Below are 21,617 nucleotides of genomic sequence, written 5' to 3' on the forward strand. Positions count from 1 at the left end.
GGACTAATTACGAACCTTCGCTGATTGAGGTATAGCTGGACAAAAAAAGTTCAGAATATCATAAATATTTGTGGATTCCTATCTAAGTAGAAATGACATATTTTTGTTTTTCCTAATATTAATTTGTCAGACTGTATTTTACCGATAGCTGTTGAGGATTGAAGGTTGAGATGGGGCTAAAATAGCAGCCATTTCTTGCAAGGTACGACAATTTAAAAGGTCTTGGCGATATTGTTTGCCATAAATCCCTTCTAGCTTGGTAACAAGGCGAATGCGTTCTAAAGAATCTAGTCCTAAATCTGCCTCCAAATCATCACTTATTTCGTCTTCTTCAATTGTCCAATGACAAATTTCGGAAGTTATTTGTCGTAGCATTTCTTCAATCTCTGTATTAAGAGAAATAGAGAAAGAATGAGAAATAATAACTTGATCTTGCACGGGTAAATTGGCTAGTTCTTCAATTTGGCTGACATAGGCTGTCATTAATTGATCTATTAGCAATAAGTCAAAGTGATGGTAATCGTAACTTGCAAATAGATGAAGACGATTATTAAAGATTTCTTGCAGAATATCAATTGTTCCAGTGGCGTTCATTCCTCCGGCTTGATAGTCAGTAATTGATAAAGCATCATACTGAGGTTGCAGGTGAGTTTGTCCCGTATAAGGAAGGTATAAATTAGACTTTAAAGCCTCCTGTATTAAAGAAAGACTATGAGGGGGAATTTTACCCTTTTCTAGGGTAATATTGTCTCGAAAAATTGTTCCCATTTGACGAGTTTGCGCCCGATCTAAACCGGTGCCAATATGTTGTTGTACAGTTTGCTGAATTTGGCTTAAAAAGGTCGGCCAATCTTGCTCAGATTGAGGTTTAGCAAAACTTAATGCCAGATTTTGAGCAAAACTACTAACCACACCTGTTGCATCTACTTCGGGGTAAATTCGTCCACTGGTGGGAATCGAAATTCCGATATTTTCAGCTTTTGAATCTATTTGTGACATAGTTTTTAGAAATGCACCTAATAATAGTGCATTCATCGGGACTCGCCATTGACGGGTTTTGTCGATTAATTGAGAGGTAGTTTCTGCTGAAAGTAGATACTTTTGATTGTAAAAGAGAGGAGATTTTTGAGCATTTTTCTGCTGTTTAGGTTGCCAACGATAGGACATTCCAGACACAGCATTATTGTATTCTGCTAAGGCTCGATCTTCCTCAATATCTTGCCAATCGTTCATTAATTGAACCTGTTTTCGATAATCTTCTACAGTCAATGTAGGGGGAAGATTTGGCGTTTCTTTAGCAACTATAGCCCGGTAAATTTCCAAGAATTCCCGCATCATGACATGGTTACTTAACCCATCTGAAATTAAGTGTTCATTCCCTAAAAATAATTGATGAATTTGATCAGATAATTTAAGCACAGAAAATCTATGCAGTGGCCATTGCGTTAAAGACCAGTTATAGTTTAACCAATGATAGATTTCTCCTTCAATTTTCTCCCCTTGTTCATCGGGAGTTAAAGGGGTGAAATCTTTAACAATAATTTCAGGAGGAATGGGGTTTTCTAGCACTTCTAATTGATAGTCTGCAAAGCAGGTGGCATCCTCTGGAATCTGAAATTGCGCCCGTAACATGGGATGTCGATTAATTAACAGTTTCCATGCTTGTTGAGCAATATTTAAGTCAAATTCTCCTGCAATTTTAACCTTAGTAAATAAACTATTAGAATTGAGACTCCAATAACTCATTAACAAGGGAATTTGACTATGGAGAATAGGAACCAGATTCGAGGATTGTAGTTGGAGGTTTTTGGTTTGTGGTTTGGGGTTAGAGATTTGAGATTTGGGGGATGAAGTATGAGATTGAAGAATGGTTAATAATTCCTGAAGATTGGAGACTTGCATTAAATGGCGTAGGGAAAAGGTTTCACTAAATTGACTACGTTGTTCTTCAGGAATTAATGATAGTAACCCGTTCATTAATTGGGTCATCATAATAGAATCTAACCCTAAATCTGCTTCCAAGGAAACATTCAAACTCAATTGCTGAGGATTTAAACCCGTAATTTGACTTATTAAGGCAATTAATTGACTTTCTAAGCTTTCAGCCTTGGTTTCGTTTTGTTTTTGGGTTGGCCGCAAGTCTGGCACCCCTAAAGTTTCTCTTTCTTGACTTTGGTGTAAGTCTTGTTTTTCTAAGGTTTCTGTCTCTTGGGTTGGGCGCAAACCAGGCTCCCCTACGGTTAACCAGTAGCGTTGTTTTTGGAAAGCATAAGTAGGTAAAGGAAGACGAAGACGAGCATAATCTTTATCAAAGCCATTCCAATCAATATTAATCCCAGAAACGGCTAATTTCGCCACACTTTGTAATAAAATTTGCCAATCATCCTGTCCTCGTTGTAGGGAAGATAACCACAGATAATCAGGGTTGGCTAAGGTTTTTTGACCCAATCTCGTTAAAATCGGATGAGAGCCGATTTCAATAAATAGATTGTAACCTTGGCTGGCTAAGGTTTCTATTGCTGGGGCAAATTGGACGCATTGACGTACTTGTTGACACCAATAGTCCTCTGTTACTGCTTGGCTGATTTCTTCACCTGTGACGGTGGAAATCCAATCTAATTGGGGTGTTTTATAGCTAATTTTAGCAGCGATCACTTTAAATTCTGCTAATATCGGTTGCATCATCCGAGAATGAAAAGCATGAGATACCTTAAGCAGACGCACTTCAATGCTTTGTGATTCTAAATCCGCTTTAATCTGATTAATTGCTTCCTGATCACCCGAAATAACAATATTTTCCGAACTATTGATAGTTGCAATCTCAACTTGATCCCCATAAGGAGAAATAACAGATTTTACTGTTTCAATAGGGGCAAATATGGCTGCCATTGCGCCTTTTTGGGGTAAAGACTGCATTAAGCGTCCTCTTTCGGCAATTAACTTGATTCCCTCTTCGAGAGAATAAACCCCTGCAACACAAGCGGACACATATTCCCCCACACTATGACCTAAAACCCCATCAGGTTTAATGCCCCAAGACTGCCATAATTTATATAATGCGTATTCAATGGCGAATAGGGCGGGTTGAGTATAAGCAGTTTGGTCTAATAAGCTAGAATCACTGTATAAAACCTCTAATAAGGACTTTTCTAGGTAAGGTTGCAATAAGCGATCGCATTCCTCTAAGGCATGACGAAAGGTGGGTTGAGTTTCATACAGTTGTCGTCCCATGTCTGCATACTGAGAACCTTGTCCTGTAAACAAGAAAGCAATCTTATTTTGACGACTTTTTGCAACTGCTTGGCTGAAAACATTCAAACAAGGTTGTTTTTGCGTAAATGCTGTGAAAGAGTCCTTGGCTTCAAGGGTTGATTTTGCCAAAATTGCCAGACGATGGTTAAATTGTCCTCGTCCCGTGTTGGCACTAAAAGCTAAGTCTGCTAGGTTTAATTGAGGATTTTTCTCTAAATAGTTGACCCATTTTTGCGCTAAATCATCTAAAGCATCGTCGCTTTTCGCCGATAGAGTGAGTAAATGAGCAGGACGATCCACTTCAGAAGGATTAAAGCTTAATTGAGGCGGTTCTTCGATGATCATGTGGGCATTTGTGCCACTTAATCCAAATGCACTAATTCCCGCTCTTCTAGGTTCTTCTGTTCGCTGCCAAGGCAGAGAAGCGGTAGGAATTTTGAGAGCGGTTGCAGCAGCCGCTAAATCAGGATTAAGTTCTTTAAAATGAAGATGGGGGGGAATTTCTTGATTTTTTAGGGATAAAATGACTTTTAATAGGCTGGCCATCCCGGCGGCAATTTCCAGGTGGCCGATATTCGTTTTTACTGAACCCACCATTAAGGGGTTATCAGTGGAACGATCTTTGCATAGTACATTGTTAATCCCCCGTACTTCAATAGGGTCGCCTAAGGCTGTTCCTGTCCCGTGTGCTTCTAAATAGCTAATTTGTTCGGGTTTTACTTTTGCATTCTCCAATGCTTGACGAATAACTGCCATTTGCGCTGATCCATTGGGAACCGTTAAACCACTACTGGGGCCATCTTGATTGACCGCCGAGCCTCTAATTACCCCTAAAATGTTATCTCCATCGCTTATAGCATCAGAAAAGCGTTTTAAGACCACCATTCCACAGCCTTCCCCTCTCACATAGCCATTTGCATCTTTATCAAAGGTTTTACAACGACCATCAGGGGACAAAGCGCGGGTTTTAGAAAGATATAACGTCACCTCCGGGGATAGCATTAAACTAACTCCCCCTGCTAAAGCTAAATTTGACTCTCTGTTGCGTAAGCTTTGACAAGCCAGATGTACCGTGACTAAAGAGGTAGAACAGGCGGTATCAATGGCTAAACTGGGTCCTTGTAGCCCTAAAAAATAGGATAAGCGACCTGAAGCGAAACAAAACGCATTTCCTGATCCCGTATAAGCATCAATGGGAATTTGTTGCTTAATTTGCCGTTTTGCGTAATCATCCAAGCCAATGCCCACAAATACGCCTGTTTGCGTCCCTGTCAGCTTCTGAGGTGCAATTCCGGCATTTTCTAACGCTTCCCAACTTACCTCTAATAATAATCGTTGTTGAGGGTCTAGTGCGATCGCCTCCCGGGGAGTCATCCCGAAAAATTGCGGATCAAATTGATCTACTGCGTCAATAAACCCGCCATAACGAGCATAAGTTTTGTTAGGAAGATCGGGATTTTCGTCATAATAAGCCTCAGCATCCCATCTTTGGCTAGGAACAGGGACAATTACTTCTTTTCCCCTTGATAATAGCTCCCAAAACGCCTCTGGACTATTTGCACCCCCCGGAAAACGACAGCCCATGCCAATAATAGCGATCGGTTCATTTTTTTGCCGTTCTAAGGCTTCAATCTTGTTACGAGCTTCTTTAAGCGCAATAACTGCTTTTTGTAACGGCGTTAATTCTGTTTTCTGATGATGAGAATCCATGATATTAAAATGCTCCTTAGATATTAGGTGTGAGGTGTTAGTTATTCGGATAACTGATAAGTAGGTAGGCACAATTATTTGTAGGATGGGTTAGCGGTAGCGTAACATAATCGGGCGTTGGGTTTCATGCTTCAACCCAACCTACGTTCATTTTATATTTAATTCCACCCACCTACTTAACTGATAGCTGTTCACTGTTAAAGTAATGCCTCTAATTCCGCCAATTCTCGCTCCACTAGGGCTTCTGTTTCTACTTCTGACAGCAACTCCAATTCAGCAAGGGCTTGGTGGAGTACTACAACATCCGTTGACTCGGTTTCCGAAGAAATCTGAGAATTTTCTGAATTATCTTGCCAAGCAAATACTTCTTGGACAAAATACTGCACCACATCACCAATAGTGGGATACTCAAAAGCAAAGGTAGAAGGTAAAGAGACAGAAAATAAGCCTTCTAGACGATGTTTCAGTTCTACGGACATTAAAGAATCCATTCCCATCTCAAAGAACCCTTTATCAGTATCTGGTAAAGTATCTCCGTGAATTCCTAAGACTTGCGCTACTTCTTGCTGTAAACGAGTGGTTAATAGGGTGACTCGTCGGTGAGGAGGGTTTTTTTGGATGGTTTGGGGGAAATTCTCGACCGTTTGCCCAAAATTATGCTGATCTTGCTTGAATAACGCTTCTAAGAAAGCCAGCCGTCCTTTTGCTGCAACAATCGTTTTAAACTTAGACCAATCAATCTCTGCTACCATTGTTTGAGTAACATTACCATGGATTAGAGCATCTAAAGTATCCAAGGCTAAATTAGGTTGTAATGGATTGATTCCCAGGCGTTTTAAGCCTTCTTCATAGCCTTGCGTGGCCATTCCCCCTTTAGCCCAAGGTCCCCAGTTAATGCTTAACCCTGTGAGTCCAGACTCTCGACGGTAGTGCATTAAACCATCTAAGAAATGGTTGGCCGCGGCATAGTGAATTTGACCTCGTGATCCGATTAAAGCAGATATGGAAGAGAAACAAACAAAGAAATCTAAGGATAAATCTTGAGAAAGTTGGTGTAAATTCCAGGCTCCTGCTGCTTTAGGATTAAATACGCTCTCAAAACAATGGAAATCCATCTTGTCAATGGTGCGATCGCTTAAAACCCCTGCCGCATGAATAATACCCTGTAAGGGAGGACAATTTTCTTGAATTTGGTGAAAAAGTTGACGGGTTTGTTGATAATCACTGACATCAGCGGCAATTACTTGAATAGTAGCCCCTTTATCCTCTAAAGCTTTGATTTTTACCTGTTTATCCGTTGAATGGTCAGCTAAGGCTCGCCGACTGGTTAAGATTAAATGATTTGCACCTTTTTCAATTAACCAATCTGCTAAACTTAATCCTAAAGAGCCTAAGCCACCAGTAATGAGATAACTGGCTTCTGTCTTTTTAAAATTGATGTTTGAGCTTTTTATTGCTTTATTAGGTACTAAACGGGCAACATATCGTTGATGATCCCGAAAAGCGATGCGATCTTCTCCTAGATTTTCTGTTATTTCAGCAATAATTGCTTGAGACGATGGTTGTTTTTCTTCTAAATCAATCAATCCTCCCCATAAATTAGGATATTCAAGGGCAATGACTTGACCCATTCCCCATAAGGACGTTTGTGCTATTTTAAGCGGTTTAACAGCATCATTCACCGGTTGTGCTTGTTGTGTTATGACCCAAAGTTTAGGGGGTTCTTTAGTTTTACATTGAGCTAAAGCTTGTGTTAGATACAATAAACTGGCATAAGAACGAGTTTGACAGGGTTGGGAGTTAATATCGCTGTCTAACCCCCATAAATAGACCACTTTGGTGATCGGTTCAGTTAGATCTTGTAACAACCGTTGAAAATCCTTAACATTATTAGGATTAATTTGATAATGACCTGACACCAACTTCTGATAAGTTTGACCAGAAGACACCAAAACATAAGCATCATTTAGGGTTGTTGCTAAGGCTTTACCGACTACTTGATTATCATTAAAAATTAACCACCGTTCTCCTTGAGAAGGCTTATTTTTTAAGTTTAAAGGACTGAGTTGCCATTCCACTTGATAACAGTTTTTACTCACATCCTGTAGGATAGGCATTTTGCCTGTTATTGTTGCATCTTCCCCAACAAATAACTGTAATAATTGTGGTAAAAACTGCTTGACTTCAGGTGATAATTGATCACTTTGATTTAACTGTTCAGTTAGTTGTTCAGTTTTGCCTTCAACTAATAAATTAAGTAAACTAGAAGCAGACGAAACAGACTTAAATTGAGGTTTAGCATCACTTACCCAATAAGATTCATGTTGCCAAGGATAAAGCGGTAACTTAACAAACTGACAATTTTCGGGATATAATTTTTCCCAATTAATCGAATGTCCCCAAGTGTAGAGCTTTCCTAAAGAATTTAATAGCGTTCCCCGTTCAGAATGTTCTCGTCTTAGAGAGGGTAAAACAAATCCCTCAGTATCTTGTTCTCGCAAGGTACTTTTAATATATCCCAATAAAACAGGATGGGGGCTGATTTCAACAAAGATAGTATGACGAGATTTAATCATTGCTTCAATCGCAGGGTTAAAACGTACCGTCTGACGCATATTTTGTCCCCAATAAGCGGCATTAAATAATGTCCCCTCTTGTTGATCACCTGTTACGGTTGAGAAAATTGATATGGTGCTTTTTTGAGGCTGAAGCTCTCCTAATTTTTTCACTAAATTATCCGCAAAAGTAGTCATTTGTTGACTATGAAAAGCATAATTAACAGGTAGTTCTTTGGAGAAAATATCGGGACGGTTTTGGGACAATTCAGCAATTAATTGATCGATCGATTGAGACTCCCCAGATACAACCGTTGAATAGGGACTATTAATGGCAGCAATTTCTAATTTATTTTCCCAAGCAGCTATTAAATTTTCTACCTCATTAACAGGTAATTCAATCGCAAGCATTTTTCCATTTCCTGTTGCTTGCTGCATCAACTGTCCGCGCTGACAAATCAAATGAATGGCTTCCTCAAGAGTGAGAATTCCCGCAAAATGGGCGGCTGCAACTTCTCCCAAGCTGTGACCAACCACAGATTTAGGATTAATCCCCCAAGATTGCCATAATTTAGCTAATCCAACTTGTAAAGCAAATAAAGCAGGTTGAGAAACTTCTGTTTCTTGTAAACGAGATTGAGCTTCAGACGCATTAAATTCCGCTAATAATGACCAGTTAGCATACTTTTGAATCAAAGTATCACATTGTTTAATAACAGAGCGAAAAACCGGTTCTGTTGCTAATAATTCCCGTCCCATTGCCCACCATTGAGGTCCTTGGCCAGAAAAGACAAAAGCAATGTTTGTTTTACGTTTTGAAGGCTTAGATTGAGTCGATAAATCAATCGTTTCTAACTCTTTTAAACCCTTCAATAATTCTTCATGAGAATGAACCACAACCGCCTGACGATGAGCATGATGAGTCCGTCTTGCACTAGCACTATAGCAAAGATTCTGGACAAATTCAGCGGTTAAAGCTTGATCTTTCAGGAAATCTTCATAATTTTGAGCTAAATCTCTAACCGCTTCGTGACTATGGGCAGATAAAGGGAGTAAATGAGGGAAAGTTAAGGAAATTGGTTCTGGGTGAGATAAATTAGCTTCTTCTAAGATAAGATGAGCGTTTGTTCCCGAAAATCCAAAAGAACTAATTCCCCCCTTGGCGGTTGTTTCCTGTTGTGGCCAGGTAATTAAAGATGATTGAAGCTTAAGGGGTAACTTATCAAAGGGAATATAAGGATTCGGCTTGTTAAAATGCAGACTGGGCGGAATTTGCTTGTTTTTCAGGGAAAGTGCCATCTTAATCACACTGGCAATTCCTGCCGCTGCTTCGAGATGTCCTATATTACTTTTTACCGATCCCACCAAACAAGGATTATCCTTGTCTCGTCCTTCTTCTAACACAGCTCCCAAGGCCATCGCTTCGATGGGATCGCCTAAAGATGTTCCCGTCCCGTGTAATTCCACATAATTAAGCTCTTTTGGCTCAATTTCGGCATTTTTCAAGGCTGATCGAATCAAGCTTTCTTGTGCCGGTCCATAGGGAACCGTTAACCCCTTGCTGCGTCCATCATGATTAATAGCAGTTCCTCTAATTAACGCATAAATGGAATCCTTATCTGCGATCGCTTGAGCCAACGGTTTGAGAATAATACAACCGACTCCCTCACTTCGCACATATCCATTGGCGCTTTCATCAAAGGTTTTGCAACGTCCATCAGGAGACAAGGCTTTCAATTTGCTTAACGCAATATGACCAATAGGAGATAAAATCAGGTTAACCCCTGCTGCGATCGCCATTGAAGACTCATCATTCCATAAACTTTGACAAGCGAGATGCACTGCAACCAAAGAGGAAGAACAAGCCGTATCTACCGCTAAACTAGGACCTTTTAAGTTAAAAAGATAGGAAAGACGACCGGCTGCGATATTTGTGCAGTTTCCTGTTAAATCATAGCCTTGAGGTTGGTGGCTATATCCTGCATGAATGCGACTATAATCGTTTGTGGCAATTCCCACAAATACACCTGTTTTCGATCCTGCTAATTGTTCCCGTGTTATTCCTGCATCTTCAATGGTTTCCCAAGCTACTTCTAAGAGTAAGCGTTGCTGAGGGTCCATTAATAAGGCTTCTCTAGGAGAAATCCCGAAAAAATTAGGATCAAACCCATCAACTTGCGATAAAAATCCCCCATGACGAGAATTCATTTTCCCCTGTGTTTCGGGATTCTCATCATAATATTCATCAATATTCCAGCGCTCCTTAGGAATTTCGGTGATGCCGTCAATTCCCTTTGATAATAATTGCCAGAATTCCTGAGGATTATTGGCTTGAGGAAAACGACAGCCAATCCCAATAATTGCAATAGGTTTCATGGTTGAGATATCCTTAATTAATAGACAGCAATTTACTTAACTAGAGAAATAAAATTAATTCCCTCAAATGGATAGGATAGCTCGATGTTACCCCCTGGCGATGATTTAATGAGAACCCACCCTTTCCTCTATTTTGATTAAACATTGACAGGAACTTTCTTAGGTGAGTTTGTGGCAGTTTCTGTTAGCCAAGTATTTAGTTGAGGGCGATAACGATAGTTGGTAAATTCTTGGCGAGTTTGTTCAATTTGACTATTATCAGGAAGCTTACAAGTCAAATACTTATAAACCATTTCCGTAATGGCAGATTGAAGGGCACCATTAAGATGTCCAAACAGATAGGACAGATTTTTGCGATTGAGAAAAGCTGAAAAACCAAATCCTTTCCAGAGGAACTTTGCATACCAAACTGCTGTATAAAAACTGGTCGCTTTAATTCCAGCGAAAACATTGCACCGTCTTGGTTCAAATTTAGTGTTTTCGATAAAGTCATCGAAGTGTTTGAGGGTATGATAACCCCAGATTAATTGATCAGTGCGATGAGCATCCATAAAACCAATGTTTTTATTCTGCTCAACTAATTGATTAAACTGTTCATAGAGATGATGCCAATATCCTTTAATATCCGCTTGAACTTTTGGCACATAACGGGAAATAAAGCCGGTATCTAAATGCCATTTGCCGACATAAAGGGGAATTTGAATCCCAAACCACCACATATATTCGGCATAAATACGCCAACTCATGATACTAGCATGACCTAATTGTTTATCATGGTGTTCAATGAGATGATTATTGAGTCGAGTATAGGTAAGGTTAAAGTCATTGTAAGCAGCCCGTTTTTCTTCTGTATCCGCTTCTCCTGCAAGTTGAGAACGAATAATTTCCGTGATACTTTCAATCGCAAAAGCAATCATACTTGTTCCCAAAGAGTAAAAGGGATCAAAAATACAAGCAGCATCTCCAACTACATACCAATTATCTTGAGAAAACATCGTTTTGCTAGTATGGGAAACTCTAGGAAGATAATGAAAATCGACATTTTCTCCAGAGGTAACTAAGCGATAAAGTAGATTGTGATTGGCTTTTAGGAAAGCATAAAACTTCTCTTGAGTGTTAATTTGACCGTTGGCAATAACACTGCGATGTTGAGCAATTCCAATAGAGATTTCTTGGGAGTCTTTTTCTGTGGGAATCATCCATAACCAATGACCATGACCAAACCAATGATTGGTAGCATAATAATGGCTACAAGTTGCTCCATAAGGGTCATAACCATCATGAAAAATGGTGCGATCTATATTTTTAACCCGTACCCAAGCCGATCCCGTATCAACTCCAAATAAATTATCTGCACCTACAATAACGTTATCAGTTTTATGGCCAATAATAAACTTACGTCCTGCTGCATCAACAAGGTGTTTTGCTCTCAGTTCGTGATAATTTCCGTCAATCATTTTAACTTTGACGGTGTGCATCTCATCAGTAGGAGTAATGTCCACATCAACCACACGGCCTTGATAGAAACTTGCTCCCATTTTCTTATTCATTTTGAGCAAATCCCGTTCAAATTTTGCCCGGTTCATTTGAAACGTGCCAAGGGGAAATTGTCGATTCGCCCAAATATGATAATAATCATCAATGGTGTCAGTTTTATCTGCATCTTTTGCCCAATGAAAATTAAGAGCATATTTAGGGGGATGATTTTCGATCATATACTCATATAACCCCAATTCTTTGCAAACAAATAGGGTGGCAATTTCCACCATTGATTCGCCAATTTTGAGGTCTTTATCGGTTCTTTCTTCGGGACGAGGATCAATGAGGGCAATTTTGATATTGGGAACATTTAAGAGTAAATGTCTTGCTTGACAGACTCCCGCAAAACCTGCTCCCATAATCACAACATCATACTCATTAGTGTTAGTAGCAACCATTGGTGAAATTCTCCTAAAATGTGATGAGGAATAGAGTGAATGAGAAAGAATACAAGAAAAAGTTAAAGATATAATTCCCCTAATCGGGTTGCTAATTCAGCAATGGTGGGATAGTTAAAAATGACCACAGGATTTAATTCCTTTCCGAGCCATTTTTCTAAGCGTCCTAATAAAACTAACGCTTTTCGTGAGTCGAGTTCATAATTATCAAAAGGTTCTTCAATATCAATGTCATCAAGGTCAACATCGAGTTGTTGAGCCAACTGATCAACGAGCCAGTTTTGAATGTCTTCAACGGTACAAGGGGATTGAACAGTTGTCATCATGGGTTAAGTTCCTTTAACGTGAAAAAAGTGTTGTAGCAAACTAAGATTGCTTAACTTATATTCCTAGTTTATTCCTCTACCCATTGATCAGCCATGTTTTATTTTTCGCCAAAACTGGATTTTTTTTATTCCTATTTTTTATGGTCAAATTTAGTACATTTTTACCATATAAATATAATCGAAAAACCTAGCAGACAATACAAAATATTATCCATTAAATTTCAACTCCTTTTTTCTTACAATAAAAGGTAACAAAGTTAAGTTTCTAGTTACTAGGTAAAAATTATGATAGATACTCATGTTCTTGACCCATCTGTTAAAGAGATTCCTTCTACTACTCAACCGATTGAAACCGCTCATAAATCTTCGCAAATGCTGCAAGAATTATTAACTTCAGCCGTTGTACAGCTTGAAACAGAATTGCAAGATAAGCTAGAAAAACTGCTATCTAAACAGGAGTATCAATTGTTAAAAATTGGGGAGAATATTAATAGCTTGACACAGGAATTAGAGCAAGCAATTTCTGAATTTCTCCAAATTTCCCAACAAGCAAATAAAACCTATAGTTCTCTACAGTTTTTGGGTCAATTTGTTGAACAAAAACCTAATAACTCACCCAATAAAGGAAGCCAAGATACCGTTAGAGTGGTTTATAGTCATGCCGCCAAATTACCGCTTCCTGTGGTAGAAAAATATGGCTTAGGGTTTATCCTAAAATATAAAACGGTTGATTTATCCCAACTAGGTATTACCCTTTCACTCTCTCGTCAATCTCCTTCTCTTCCTGCCATCAAACAGGGATAATTTAAGCACTACTAAGGTGGGCAATGCCCACCTCAATCATGATTATGTAAGGTGTGAAGTTTAAATACTTAGAACCTAAAACCTAAAACTCAGCCATCATTATCATTTAAGCTACTTGAGTTTGATGTTTTTCTCGCCAACGTTTAGGAGATACTTTATATAACTGACTAAAGCGACGGGAAAAATAATAGGGGTCAGTAAACCCAACGGTGGCGGCAATTTGGGTAATTGACTTATGGGTTTTCAGTAACAAGGATCGGGCTTCTAGCATTCTTCGTTCCACAATCCAATGAATAATCGTTTTGCCGGTGCGACGCTTAACTAAATTGGTTAAATAAGCAGGAGAATAACCAGCCGATCCAGCCACATCATTGAGGGTAATAGGTTGACTATAATTTGCCTCAATAAACTCAAAAACGGGTTTTAATTGAGAACTATTAGGGTAGAAAGAAGCCAAAGAATCAAAGAAATTCGGTTGCGGGGTAGAAGAAGGCTGTATCAACGATTGAGGAGCTTGTTTTGAGTTAACAGAAGGATGAATTCTGCAAGCGTAGCCATCTTTTTCAGATTCTAGAAAATTTAAGGAACGAGCTACTATGCTTATATAATCTTGATCTCCATATTTGAGAAGGTTAACCGTAATATCGAGGGATTGATGATCCCCATAATAAGGATGGTGTGTGATCAAACGTCCAAAACCTCGACGTTGAATTAATTTCCAGTATCTAGACCAATCTGAGTTTAAAAAATCTTGAGCAGCTTCTTCTATAGTCAAATTAGATAACTGTTCTCTGGAATATCCCAATAAAGCACAAGCCGCATCATTGTAATGCTTAATCCCTCCTTGGGAATCGATCCACAACACAGATTCAGGGATTTGATTGATTAAATATTGAATAACAGATATGGATTCAGCTATTTCTTGCTGAGGGACGGCATTAAGAAAGTTAGCCGTAGAATGAGAGAAGTTAAGGGAGTTAAGAGGGTTACAGTTTGGAGTTAAAAGCATGAGACTGTTCCTATAATTTTCAAAATAGATAATTTTTTGACCACAAAAGATAGTTTTCACTCCATCACAGACAAAACTGATTTCCTGATCTTCTTAATTCTTGATAAGGAAATTACAGCACTTGGCTGATCGCTCAAGTACAACTACTAGGGTTGAAGTGCTTATACAGTAAGCCTTTCGGTGATTGCATGGGATGTTCCGTCTCGGAAAGTGTTGTATTGAGCTTGTCTTTGATCTACAAGCGGAGATGCGTCTTTCCGCAAATTTTTAAAACCCACATTCCGCACTTCAAATTATAGTAAGTAGTCATGCAAGGCGTTGCTGATTTGAGATATGAATCTTCTTGGGCGGAATTTCTTAAAACCTAGACGCGAACTAACTTTTGCATCGGTGTCATCAACGCCCTATTTTACGTCCTCTGTAGGTAATGCGCGTGGCGGTGGCTGCCCCAGGACTACCCGCCTGACGGGACAGTATAAGCTGCCCGCGCATTTAAATTGCTTGTTGAGATGAGGCACTCTTGCACTCTTGCACTCTTGCAAGAGGCAAAAGTAAAGGGATTAGGGGAGATTTAGCTAATCTAAGGATAGGCGGTTAAGATGCGTCTTAGCTTACTACTACTTGAGAAAGTGGACTCAAGACGGAACATGGTTGAAAATCCATGACTGTCTCCAGGATTACGTCAGGACGATGGAAGGTCATCTAACGGCGGCGAGCGCGGGAGTTTTAGACAGCCAATCGGTCAAAACCGCCACGATGATTAATCAAGAGGTGGGTTATGATGCGGGGAAACGGATTAAAGGAAGAAAGAGATTCACATTAGTCGATACCTTCGGGCTGTTAATCGCAGTCAAAGTCGTCTTCTGCCAAAGATTCTCCATTTTGCTGAGGACTTTCCTATTTTAAACTAGATATAAGTGGGTGGGTGGAATTAAATATAAGATGAACGTAGGTTGGGTTGAAGCATGAAACCCAACGCCCGCACAGGTTACGGTACCGCTAACCCATCCTACAAATAATTGTGCCTCCCTACTTAGATGATGTCTAGATAGATTGAACTTAAAAAAACTTAATCATCAAATCTAAAATTAATCTATCTAAATCTCTAATCTTCAGCAATTTAGAAATATGCTGATCAGCAAAAACTACAAAAGGTTTTTCAGAATCTCTCTATTTTGAATTAGGAAAAAACTCATGTCTATGCGTCATTTTGCTTTATTGCTTGGGCTAACTACCGCTGGAACAGCCACTTTATTAGCTCCCCTTCCCACTCGTGCTGCTAGTTGTGAAACAGGTGATTTATTTGATTTTAGTTCCATCCAATTTATTGCAACTCGGCCTATTGCTTCTAATAACTGTTTGCGGTTATTTGGAAAACGAACAGACCCGACTCCTCAAGGATTTGTGGGCTATGGCGCCGGTCACACTGAAACCAGTTTAAATTCACCCGGAAATCCAGCCCCCTATTATGCTGCGGGGATTGATTTTAGTCCCGAAAATTTGGTTAATCCTTTAGGAGCAACCCGAGCCGCCACATTGTTAAATAATATTACAGGATTTTCTAACTTTGCGACTTTCCTCACCAATAACAGTATTAATGTCGGTCGTATTGGCTTTAGTTTTGGTCCTAAAAACGGGGATTTTACCAAGAGTTGGAATTTAGGAGATGATATCAATGGACAGAACTATTTTTCCTCTCCTACATCTTCTCTAGAAGAACGCATTTATGCCGCTAATCCTAAGGAAGTAGAAAGCTTTTTATTGTTGGACAACACTAAAATTCTTAGCTTTGGTTATAGCGATATTTATTCATTCTTAGAATATGGCGCAACCACCGTTCCTGATGATGACTCTGAAGCGATTATTAGTGATCCCTTTAGTGTTTCTAAGGTAGCTGGCCTGCTCGGAGAATTTGACGGATTAGCCAATGCTTTCTTAGTCGATGTGGGTTCTAATAAAGTACAATTAGTCAGTGAAGATGCCGCCGTTGTCCCAGATGACGTTTTTATCGATCCCTCAATTGGCCCATTAAATCCCGTGGTTTCTATTCAATTTCCCCTGCAACTGAGAATTGTTTCGACTCCTGAACCTTCTGTTACCCTTGGCTTAATGAGTTTAGGCATTATTGCCGTAGGGTGTCGTTTGAAAAATAAAATTCGGAAAGAATAGGACAGCAGTTGTAGATAAGCTGAGACCCATCCCCGTCTTCACGTTAAATTCTTTAATGAATAGACTTATGCCAGATAACCATCCTATGTCACCTCCTATGTCGGAATATCCCCTAAAAATCACTGCCACCTCTTCTGAACCTCAAAAACAATCAAAACGCCGTTTCCAATGGGTTCGGCGATGGTATCTTGGGGGACTTTTATTGTTAGGAGTCGGTTATGGGATTGGGTCAATGAGTCAACCAACTCAACCAATCGCCCCTTCTGTTGCCGAAAATGAACATCTTCTCCCCGTTGAAATTGACCGGCTAGTACAGGTCAATGCTTATCAACAGTCTCGAACTTACACTGGGGAAATTGTCGCTCAAAATACCAGTGATTTAGGGTTTGAACGAGGAGGAACAATGACTCAACTGCTGGTGACAGAAGGACAATGGGTGAATCAAGGAACGCCCCTTGCTCGTTTAGATGACCGTCAATTAATCGCCCAAACACAAGACTTATTAGCCCAAAAACAACAGGCTTTAGCACAATTAAAAGAAATGGAGGCGGGTTCTCGTGCTGAAACCATTGCCGCAGCCCAAGCAAATTTGGCTCAAGAAAAAGCTCAACTACAAGAGATGGAAGTGGGACCTCGCACTGAAACCATTGCGGCAGCCCAAGCGCGTTTGAAAACCCTGCAAGCACAATTAGCTTTGGCTCGTAGTAAACAGGAGCGACGACAGAATCTTTATACGCAAGGGGCTATTTCTCGTGAACAGTTTGACGAAGTGGTCACAGATATGGATAGTCAACAGGCAAGGGTTAATGAAGCCCAGAGCCAATTAGATGAGCTATTAGCAGGAACACGCCCTGAAATCTTAACTCAACAGCGAGCAAGGATTAAACAGGCTCAAAGTCAACTGGATGAGTTGTTAGCAGGGACTCGCAGGGAAGTGATTGAAGCCCAAAAAGCAGCTATTAAACAGCTAGATAGTCGTTTAGCTAGTATTGAACTTGATTTAGAAAAGACCGTTCTTAAAGCCCCTTTTTCGGGCAAAATTCAAAAACGTTATCTCGATCAAGGAACGGCGGTACAAGCGGGTCAAGGGGTGGTGCGTTTGGTACAATTAGACGGCGTTAAAGCCCATATTGGTGTTCCTACGTCCCTGACTTCTGAGATCAAGATGGGACAATCACAAACCCTAAAAATTGACCAAAAATCTTATTCAGCGACCGTTAAGGCAATTTTACCTGAACTAGATGCTGCTAGTCGTACCGTGACGGTGGTTTTTCAAGTTAAAGGAGCAGGAAGTAGCGGCGAGGCTACCTCACCGCTGCTAACCACTGGACAAATTGTCACCTGGAAATGGCAACAAAACATTAATACTTCGGGTTATTGGCTACCTAGTACCGCTCTTGTTAAGGGAATTCGAGGATTATGGTCGATTTATGTCCTAGGAGATGGGAATGCAGCCCAAGGATTTGTCGTAGAACGTCGGGATGTGGAGGTTTTATACACCGATGGGGAGCGAGTTCTCGTGCGAGGAACATTAGACGGAACCGAAAAAGTGATTACTAATGGCACAAATCGCATTATTTCGGGGCAAAAGGTAACAATTAGTAAACAGTAAACAGTGAGCAGAACGTAGGTTGGGTTGAAGCATGAAACCCAACGCCCGATTATGTTACGCTACCGCTAACCCATCCGACAAATAATTGTGCCTCCCTACTTAGGGTTTGCTGAATAAATCTAAAAACCTTGTTGGGTAAGACTTTTAGACTTTTGGGAAATCAAAAAGTACCAGATCTGGGAGTGATCGCGGAGAAAATTCCGGGACTTTTTCCCTGAAAATTAGGTAATTGACCACCTGAAAATGGGTAAAACCCTACACCCCACACCCCACCTGCCCCCCCGATGTCGGGGGGGGTTGGGGGGGTCACACCCTGCCCCCAGGAAAAACTTTTTGCCGCAAACCCTACTTATTACTTATTACTTTCTCCCCCGAACTTCATAATTCTCAATTCTTAATTCATCATTCTCCTATGTCTTCCATCTTTTATAAAAACGTCCGATTATTAGTTTTAACTATTTTGGCGATCGCCGTTTGGGGCTTATCTTCCTTTTTCAGTTTACCTCGTATGGAAGATCCCGAATTAACCCCTCGTTTTGCGGTCATTAACACCCAATTTCCAGGCGCAACCCCTGAACGAGTAGAAACGCTAGTTACTGATAAATTAGAACAAGCTTTACTAGAAGTTGAAGAAATTCAAAATATTGATTCTACCTCTCAGCTTGGCTTCTCCAGCATTACCATTGAATTAAATGACCAAATTACCGATGTTGATCCCGTTTGGTCACAAATTCGTGATAAAGTCAATGATGCTGTTTCTCAATTACCATCGGGAACTTCTCTCCCTGAATTTGAAGAATCAAAACCCAAAGCCAACGCCTTAATTGTTGCTTTAACTTGGCAATTATCAAGCCCTCCGAATTATGGCATTTTGAGCCGTTGGGCGCAAGAATTAGAAGATGATTTACGGTTAATTGAAGGAACAGAAAAAGTTGAATTATTTGGCAATCCTACGGAGGAAATTCGAGTTGAAGTTGCTCCCCAACAATTAACCCATTTAGGATTAACCATACAGTCCCTATCTCAACAAATCTTAGAAAGTGATGCCAAAGTTGCTGCCGGCCAATTACGAAGCGAACAAAGTAACTTATTGCTGGAAATTGAAGGAGAATTAGATTCTTTAGACCGTTTAAATCGTTTATCAATTAAATCAGGTTCGTCTAGTCAAGTAGTGCGATTAGGTGATATTGCAAATATTAGTAAAGGAATTGAAGATCCCCCCAGAGAAGTCGCGATGATTAAGGGAAAACGGGCGATCGCAATTGCTGCTTTTGTGGAATCTGATAGACGCTTAGATTCTTGGATGACAGTCGCCAAGGCTAAGTTAGAAAGATTTGAAAAAAACCTTCCTCAAGGAATTGGCCTACACATTATCTTTAATCAAAGTCGTTATGTGCAGCAACAACTAGACTCGGTTTTATCAAACCTGATCATGGGTGCTGTCTTAGTTTTTGGGATCACCTTTGTGATCATGGGCTGGAAATCATCTTTAATCGTGGGAACATCACTTCCTTTATCAGTTTTGATGGTTTTTGGCAGTATGAAGGTGTTAGGCATTCCCCTACATCAAATTTCGGTAACAGGACTAATCATTGCTTTGGGATTATTAATTGATAATGCGATTATTGTGGTTGATGAGGTGCAAATGGCTTTAAAAGAAGAAGAAGGTATATCACCGCTCAAAGCCGTTGCTACTACCGTACATCATATTTTTATTCCCTTACTCGCTTCTACCTTTACCAGTGTTATCGCTTTTTTGCCCATTGCTACCGCTTCAGGAGCAACTGGAGAATTTACCGGAACGATTGGAGTAACCGTAATTTTAGCCCTAATTAGCTCGTTTATTCTATCTGTCACCGTGATTCCCGCCTTAGCGGGAAGATTACATCATTGGCAACCAACCCCCACAAATGGATATTGGTGGCAAAGCGGATTTACCCATTCTCGTTTAACCTATCTTTATAAGTGGAGTTTAGATCGCACTTTTCAACGTCCCTTATTAGCGATCGCCCTTATTCTTATTCTTCCCTTATGGGGTTTTATTAGCTTTCCTACCCTACAACAACAGTTTTTCCCCCCCACCGATCGCGAACAATTTCATTTAACCTTTGAATTACCCATCAGTGTGTCTTTACCCGAAACCCAGTCTCAAGTGATGCAAGCCCGAAAGTTAATCTTACAGCATCCTGAAATTCAAGACGTTCAATGGTTTATTGGGAAAAGTGCGCCCTCTTTTTACTACAATGTCTTACAAAATCGAGAACAATCTCCTAATTATGCTCAAGGAATTGTTCAACTTCAGAAAAACGTCAAGTCGGGTGCGTTAATTCGCACCTTACAGCAAGAATTAGATCAAGCCTTTCCCCAAGCGCAAATTATTGTCCGACAATTAGAACAGGGTCCTCCTTTTGATGCACCGATTGAATTACGCTTATATGGGTCAGATTTAGCCCAATTACAGGCTTTAGGCGATCAAGTTCGCGCCGAATTAGCTAAAACCCCTGATATTATCCATACTCGCGCCACTTTAAGCGAAAGTTTGCCCAAATTAGCTGTCAATCTTAATGAAGAAAAGCTACGTTTAGCAGGGTTAGATAAAAGAGCCGTTGCTCGTCAATTAGACACCAGTTTAGAGGGAACAGTCGGAGGCTCGATTTTAGAAGGAACAAAAGAACTACCTGTGAGAGTTCGGACTTCTAATAGTCAACGGAGCAATCTAGCTGAAATTAGCTCATTAAACCTCTTATCTTCAGGAAATTCTGCAACTTCATCGACAATTGTTCCCTTATCAGCGGTGGGAAATGTGGAAATTGTCCCCGATATTGTTGCTATTTCACGTCGTAATGGCCAAAGGATGAATACCATACAGGGTTTTATTCCGGCTGGTGTATTACCGGAACAAGTACTCTCTGAGTTTGAAAAACGATTAGAAATGAGTAATTTTCAGTTACCCTATGGTTATTCATGGGATTTTGGCGGAGAACAAGGAGAACGTCAGGATGCTTTAAGTAATTTGATTGCAACTCTTGGGGTTTTAGCGATCGTTATGGTGGCCAGTTTAGTCCTCACTTTTAATTCTTTCCGTATGGCTAGTATTATTATCATAGTTGCCATTTTATCTTTAGGACTAGGCTTAGGATCATTGGCCTTGTTTAATTATCCTTTTGGGTTTACAGCGATTTTAGGGATCATTGGACTTTTAGGAATCTGTGTTAATGATTCAATCGTAATTCTTGACGCTTTGCGTCATGATGCTCAAGCCAGCCTTGGTTCACGTCGAGCAACTCGAAATGTGGTGATTCGTGCAACTCGTCATGTGGTAGCGACCACCTTAACCACGATAATGGGGTTTATCCCTTTATTATTTGATCCCAGTGGTTTTTGGCCACCTCTTGCGATTAGTATTGTCGGTGGGTTAGGTGGCGCCACTTTAATAGCGTTATATTTTGTTCCTTCCGTATATCTACTCTTAGGTCGTAAAAACCTTACACAGAGTGCTAAACCGCAGTAACGGTATGATTATCGCAGTTATTTTGTCTTGCCATCAAGAGTATCGCTCTTCTATCACTCTCGGAAAATCCCTGTCAACCCATAACGGGAGTTTAGACTAACTCCCCTGACAGGGGGACAAGAAGGCTGAAATCCATATATCGTAAGCTTTTCATGGTTTTAGCTCGAAAAAGTTTGCCGCACCATCTCTCACTTATTAATAATAATTCCTAGTAAGGGACTTGCGTAAAAATAAGATGCCAGCTAGTGGGACTTAGACAAAAAACAAATCGAGAAAAGCCTCAACTCCAATCCCCGCTTGGGATTTACTTCGAGAAGCCCAAAATCGCTGAAACCCAGATAGATCAAGGAAAATCA

At 40.1% G+C, this 21,617-nt stretch carries 10 protein-coding genes; 5 read left to right on the forward strand and 5 right to left on the reverse strand.

Going from position 1 to position 21,617, the window contains the following annotated elements; genetic code table 11:
• Positions 1-138: 138 nt before the first annotated feature.
• The 4 genes from H6F92_RS07480 to H6F92_RS07495 form a co-directional block, all read right to left on the reverse strand.
• Positions 139-4,962: a type I polyketide synthase gene (locus H6F92_RS07480; protein ID WP_190357378.1), complete on the reverse strand. Its 4,824-nt coding sequence runs from the start codon at positions 4,960-4,962 to the stop codon at positions 139-141.
• A gap of 197 nt (positions 4,963-5,159) precedes the next feature.
• Entirely contained in the window at positions 5,160-9,893 is a 4,734-nt protein-coding gene (locus H6F92_RS07485) for a type I polyketide synthase (protein WP_190357379.1), read from the reverse strand.
• Positions 9,894-10,030: 137 nt separating this feature from the next.
• Positions 10,031-11,830 (reverse strand): NAD(P)/FAD-dependent oxidoreductase, encoded by a 1,800-nt coding sequence (locus H6F92_RS07490; protein ID WP_190357380.1) that lies wholly within the window; start codon positions 11,828-11,830, stop codon positions 10,031-10,033.
• A 62-nt stretch (positions 11,831-11,892) separates the two neighbouring features.
• Complete coding sequence (locus H6F92_RS07495) at positions 11,893-12,156, reverse strand: acyl carrier protein (protein ID WP_045359186.1); 264 nt, start codon at positions 12,154-12,156, stop codon at positions 11,893-11,895.
• A gap of 285 nt (positions 12,157-12,441) precedes the next feature.
• On the opposite strand from H6F92_RS07495, the gene H6F92_RS07500 reads away from it, so the two are divergent.
• Positions 12,442-12,960 (forward strand): hypothetical protein, encoded by a 519-nt coding sequence (locus H6F92_RS07500; RefSeq protein WP_190357381.1) that lies wholly within the window; start codon positions 12,442-12,444, stop codon positions 12,958-12,960.
• Positions 12,961-13,066: 106 nt separating this feature from the next.
• Here the strand turns inward: H6F92_RS07500 and H6F92_RS07505 are convergent, their stop codons facing one another.
• On the reverse strand, positions 13,067-13,969 hold the full coding sequence (locus H6F92_RS07505) for a helix-turn-helix transcriptional regulator (RefSeq protein WP_190357382.1): 903 nt from the start codon (positions 13,967-13,969) through the stop codon (positions 13,067-13,069).
• A gap of 621 nt (positions 13,970-14,590) precedes the next feature.
• On the opposite strand from H6F92_RS07505, the gene H6F92_RS07510 reads away from it, so the two are divergent.
• The 4 genes from H6F92_RS07510 (at position 14,591) to H6F92_RS07525 (ending at position 21,261) form a co-directional block, all read left to right on the forward strand.
• Positions 14,591-14,875: a transposase gene (locus tag H6F92_RS07510; RefSeq protein ID WP_190357383.1), complete on the forward strand. Its 285-nt coding sequence runs from the start codon at positions 14,591-14,593 to the stop codon at positions 14,873-14,875.
• A gap of 288 nt (positions 14,876-15,163) precedes the next feature.
• A complete protein-coding gene (locus tag H6F92_RS07515; RefSeq protein WP_190357384.1) occupies positions 15,164-16,138 on the forward strand; it encodes a PEP-CTERM sorting domain-containing protein in 975 nt (324 codons plus the stop codon).
• 85 nt (positions 16,139-16,223) lie between these two features.
• A complete protein-coding gene (locus tag H6F92_RS07520) occupies positions 16,224-17,750 on the forward strand; it encodes an efflux RND transporter periplasmic adaptor subunit (RefSeq protein ID WP_242030044.1) in 1,527 nt (508 codons plus the stop codon).
• Between the two features lie 412 nt (positions 17,751-18,162).
• Positions 18,163-21,261 carry an efflux RND transporter permease subunit gene (locus H6F92_RS07525; RefSeq protein WP_190357386.1) on the forward strand — a complete coding sequence of 1,033 codons (3,099 nt, stop codon included), beginning with the start codon at positions 18,163-18,165 and terminating at the stop codon, positions 21,259-21,261.
• The last annotated feature ends 356 nt before the right edge of the window (positions 21,262-21,617 follow it).

This window comes from Microcystis wesenbergii FACHB-1317 (assembly GCF_014696875.1).
Classification (GTDB): Bacteria; Cyanobacteriota; Cyanobacteriia; order Cyanobacteriales; family Microcystaceae; genus Microcystis; species Microcystis wesenbergii_A.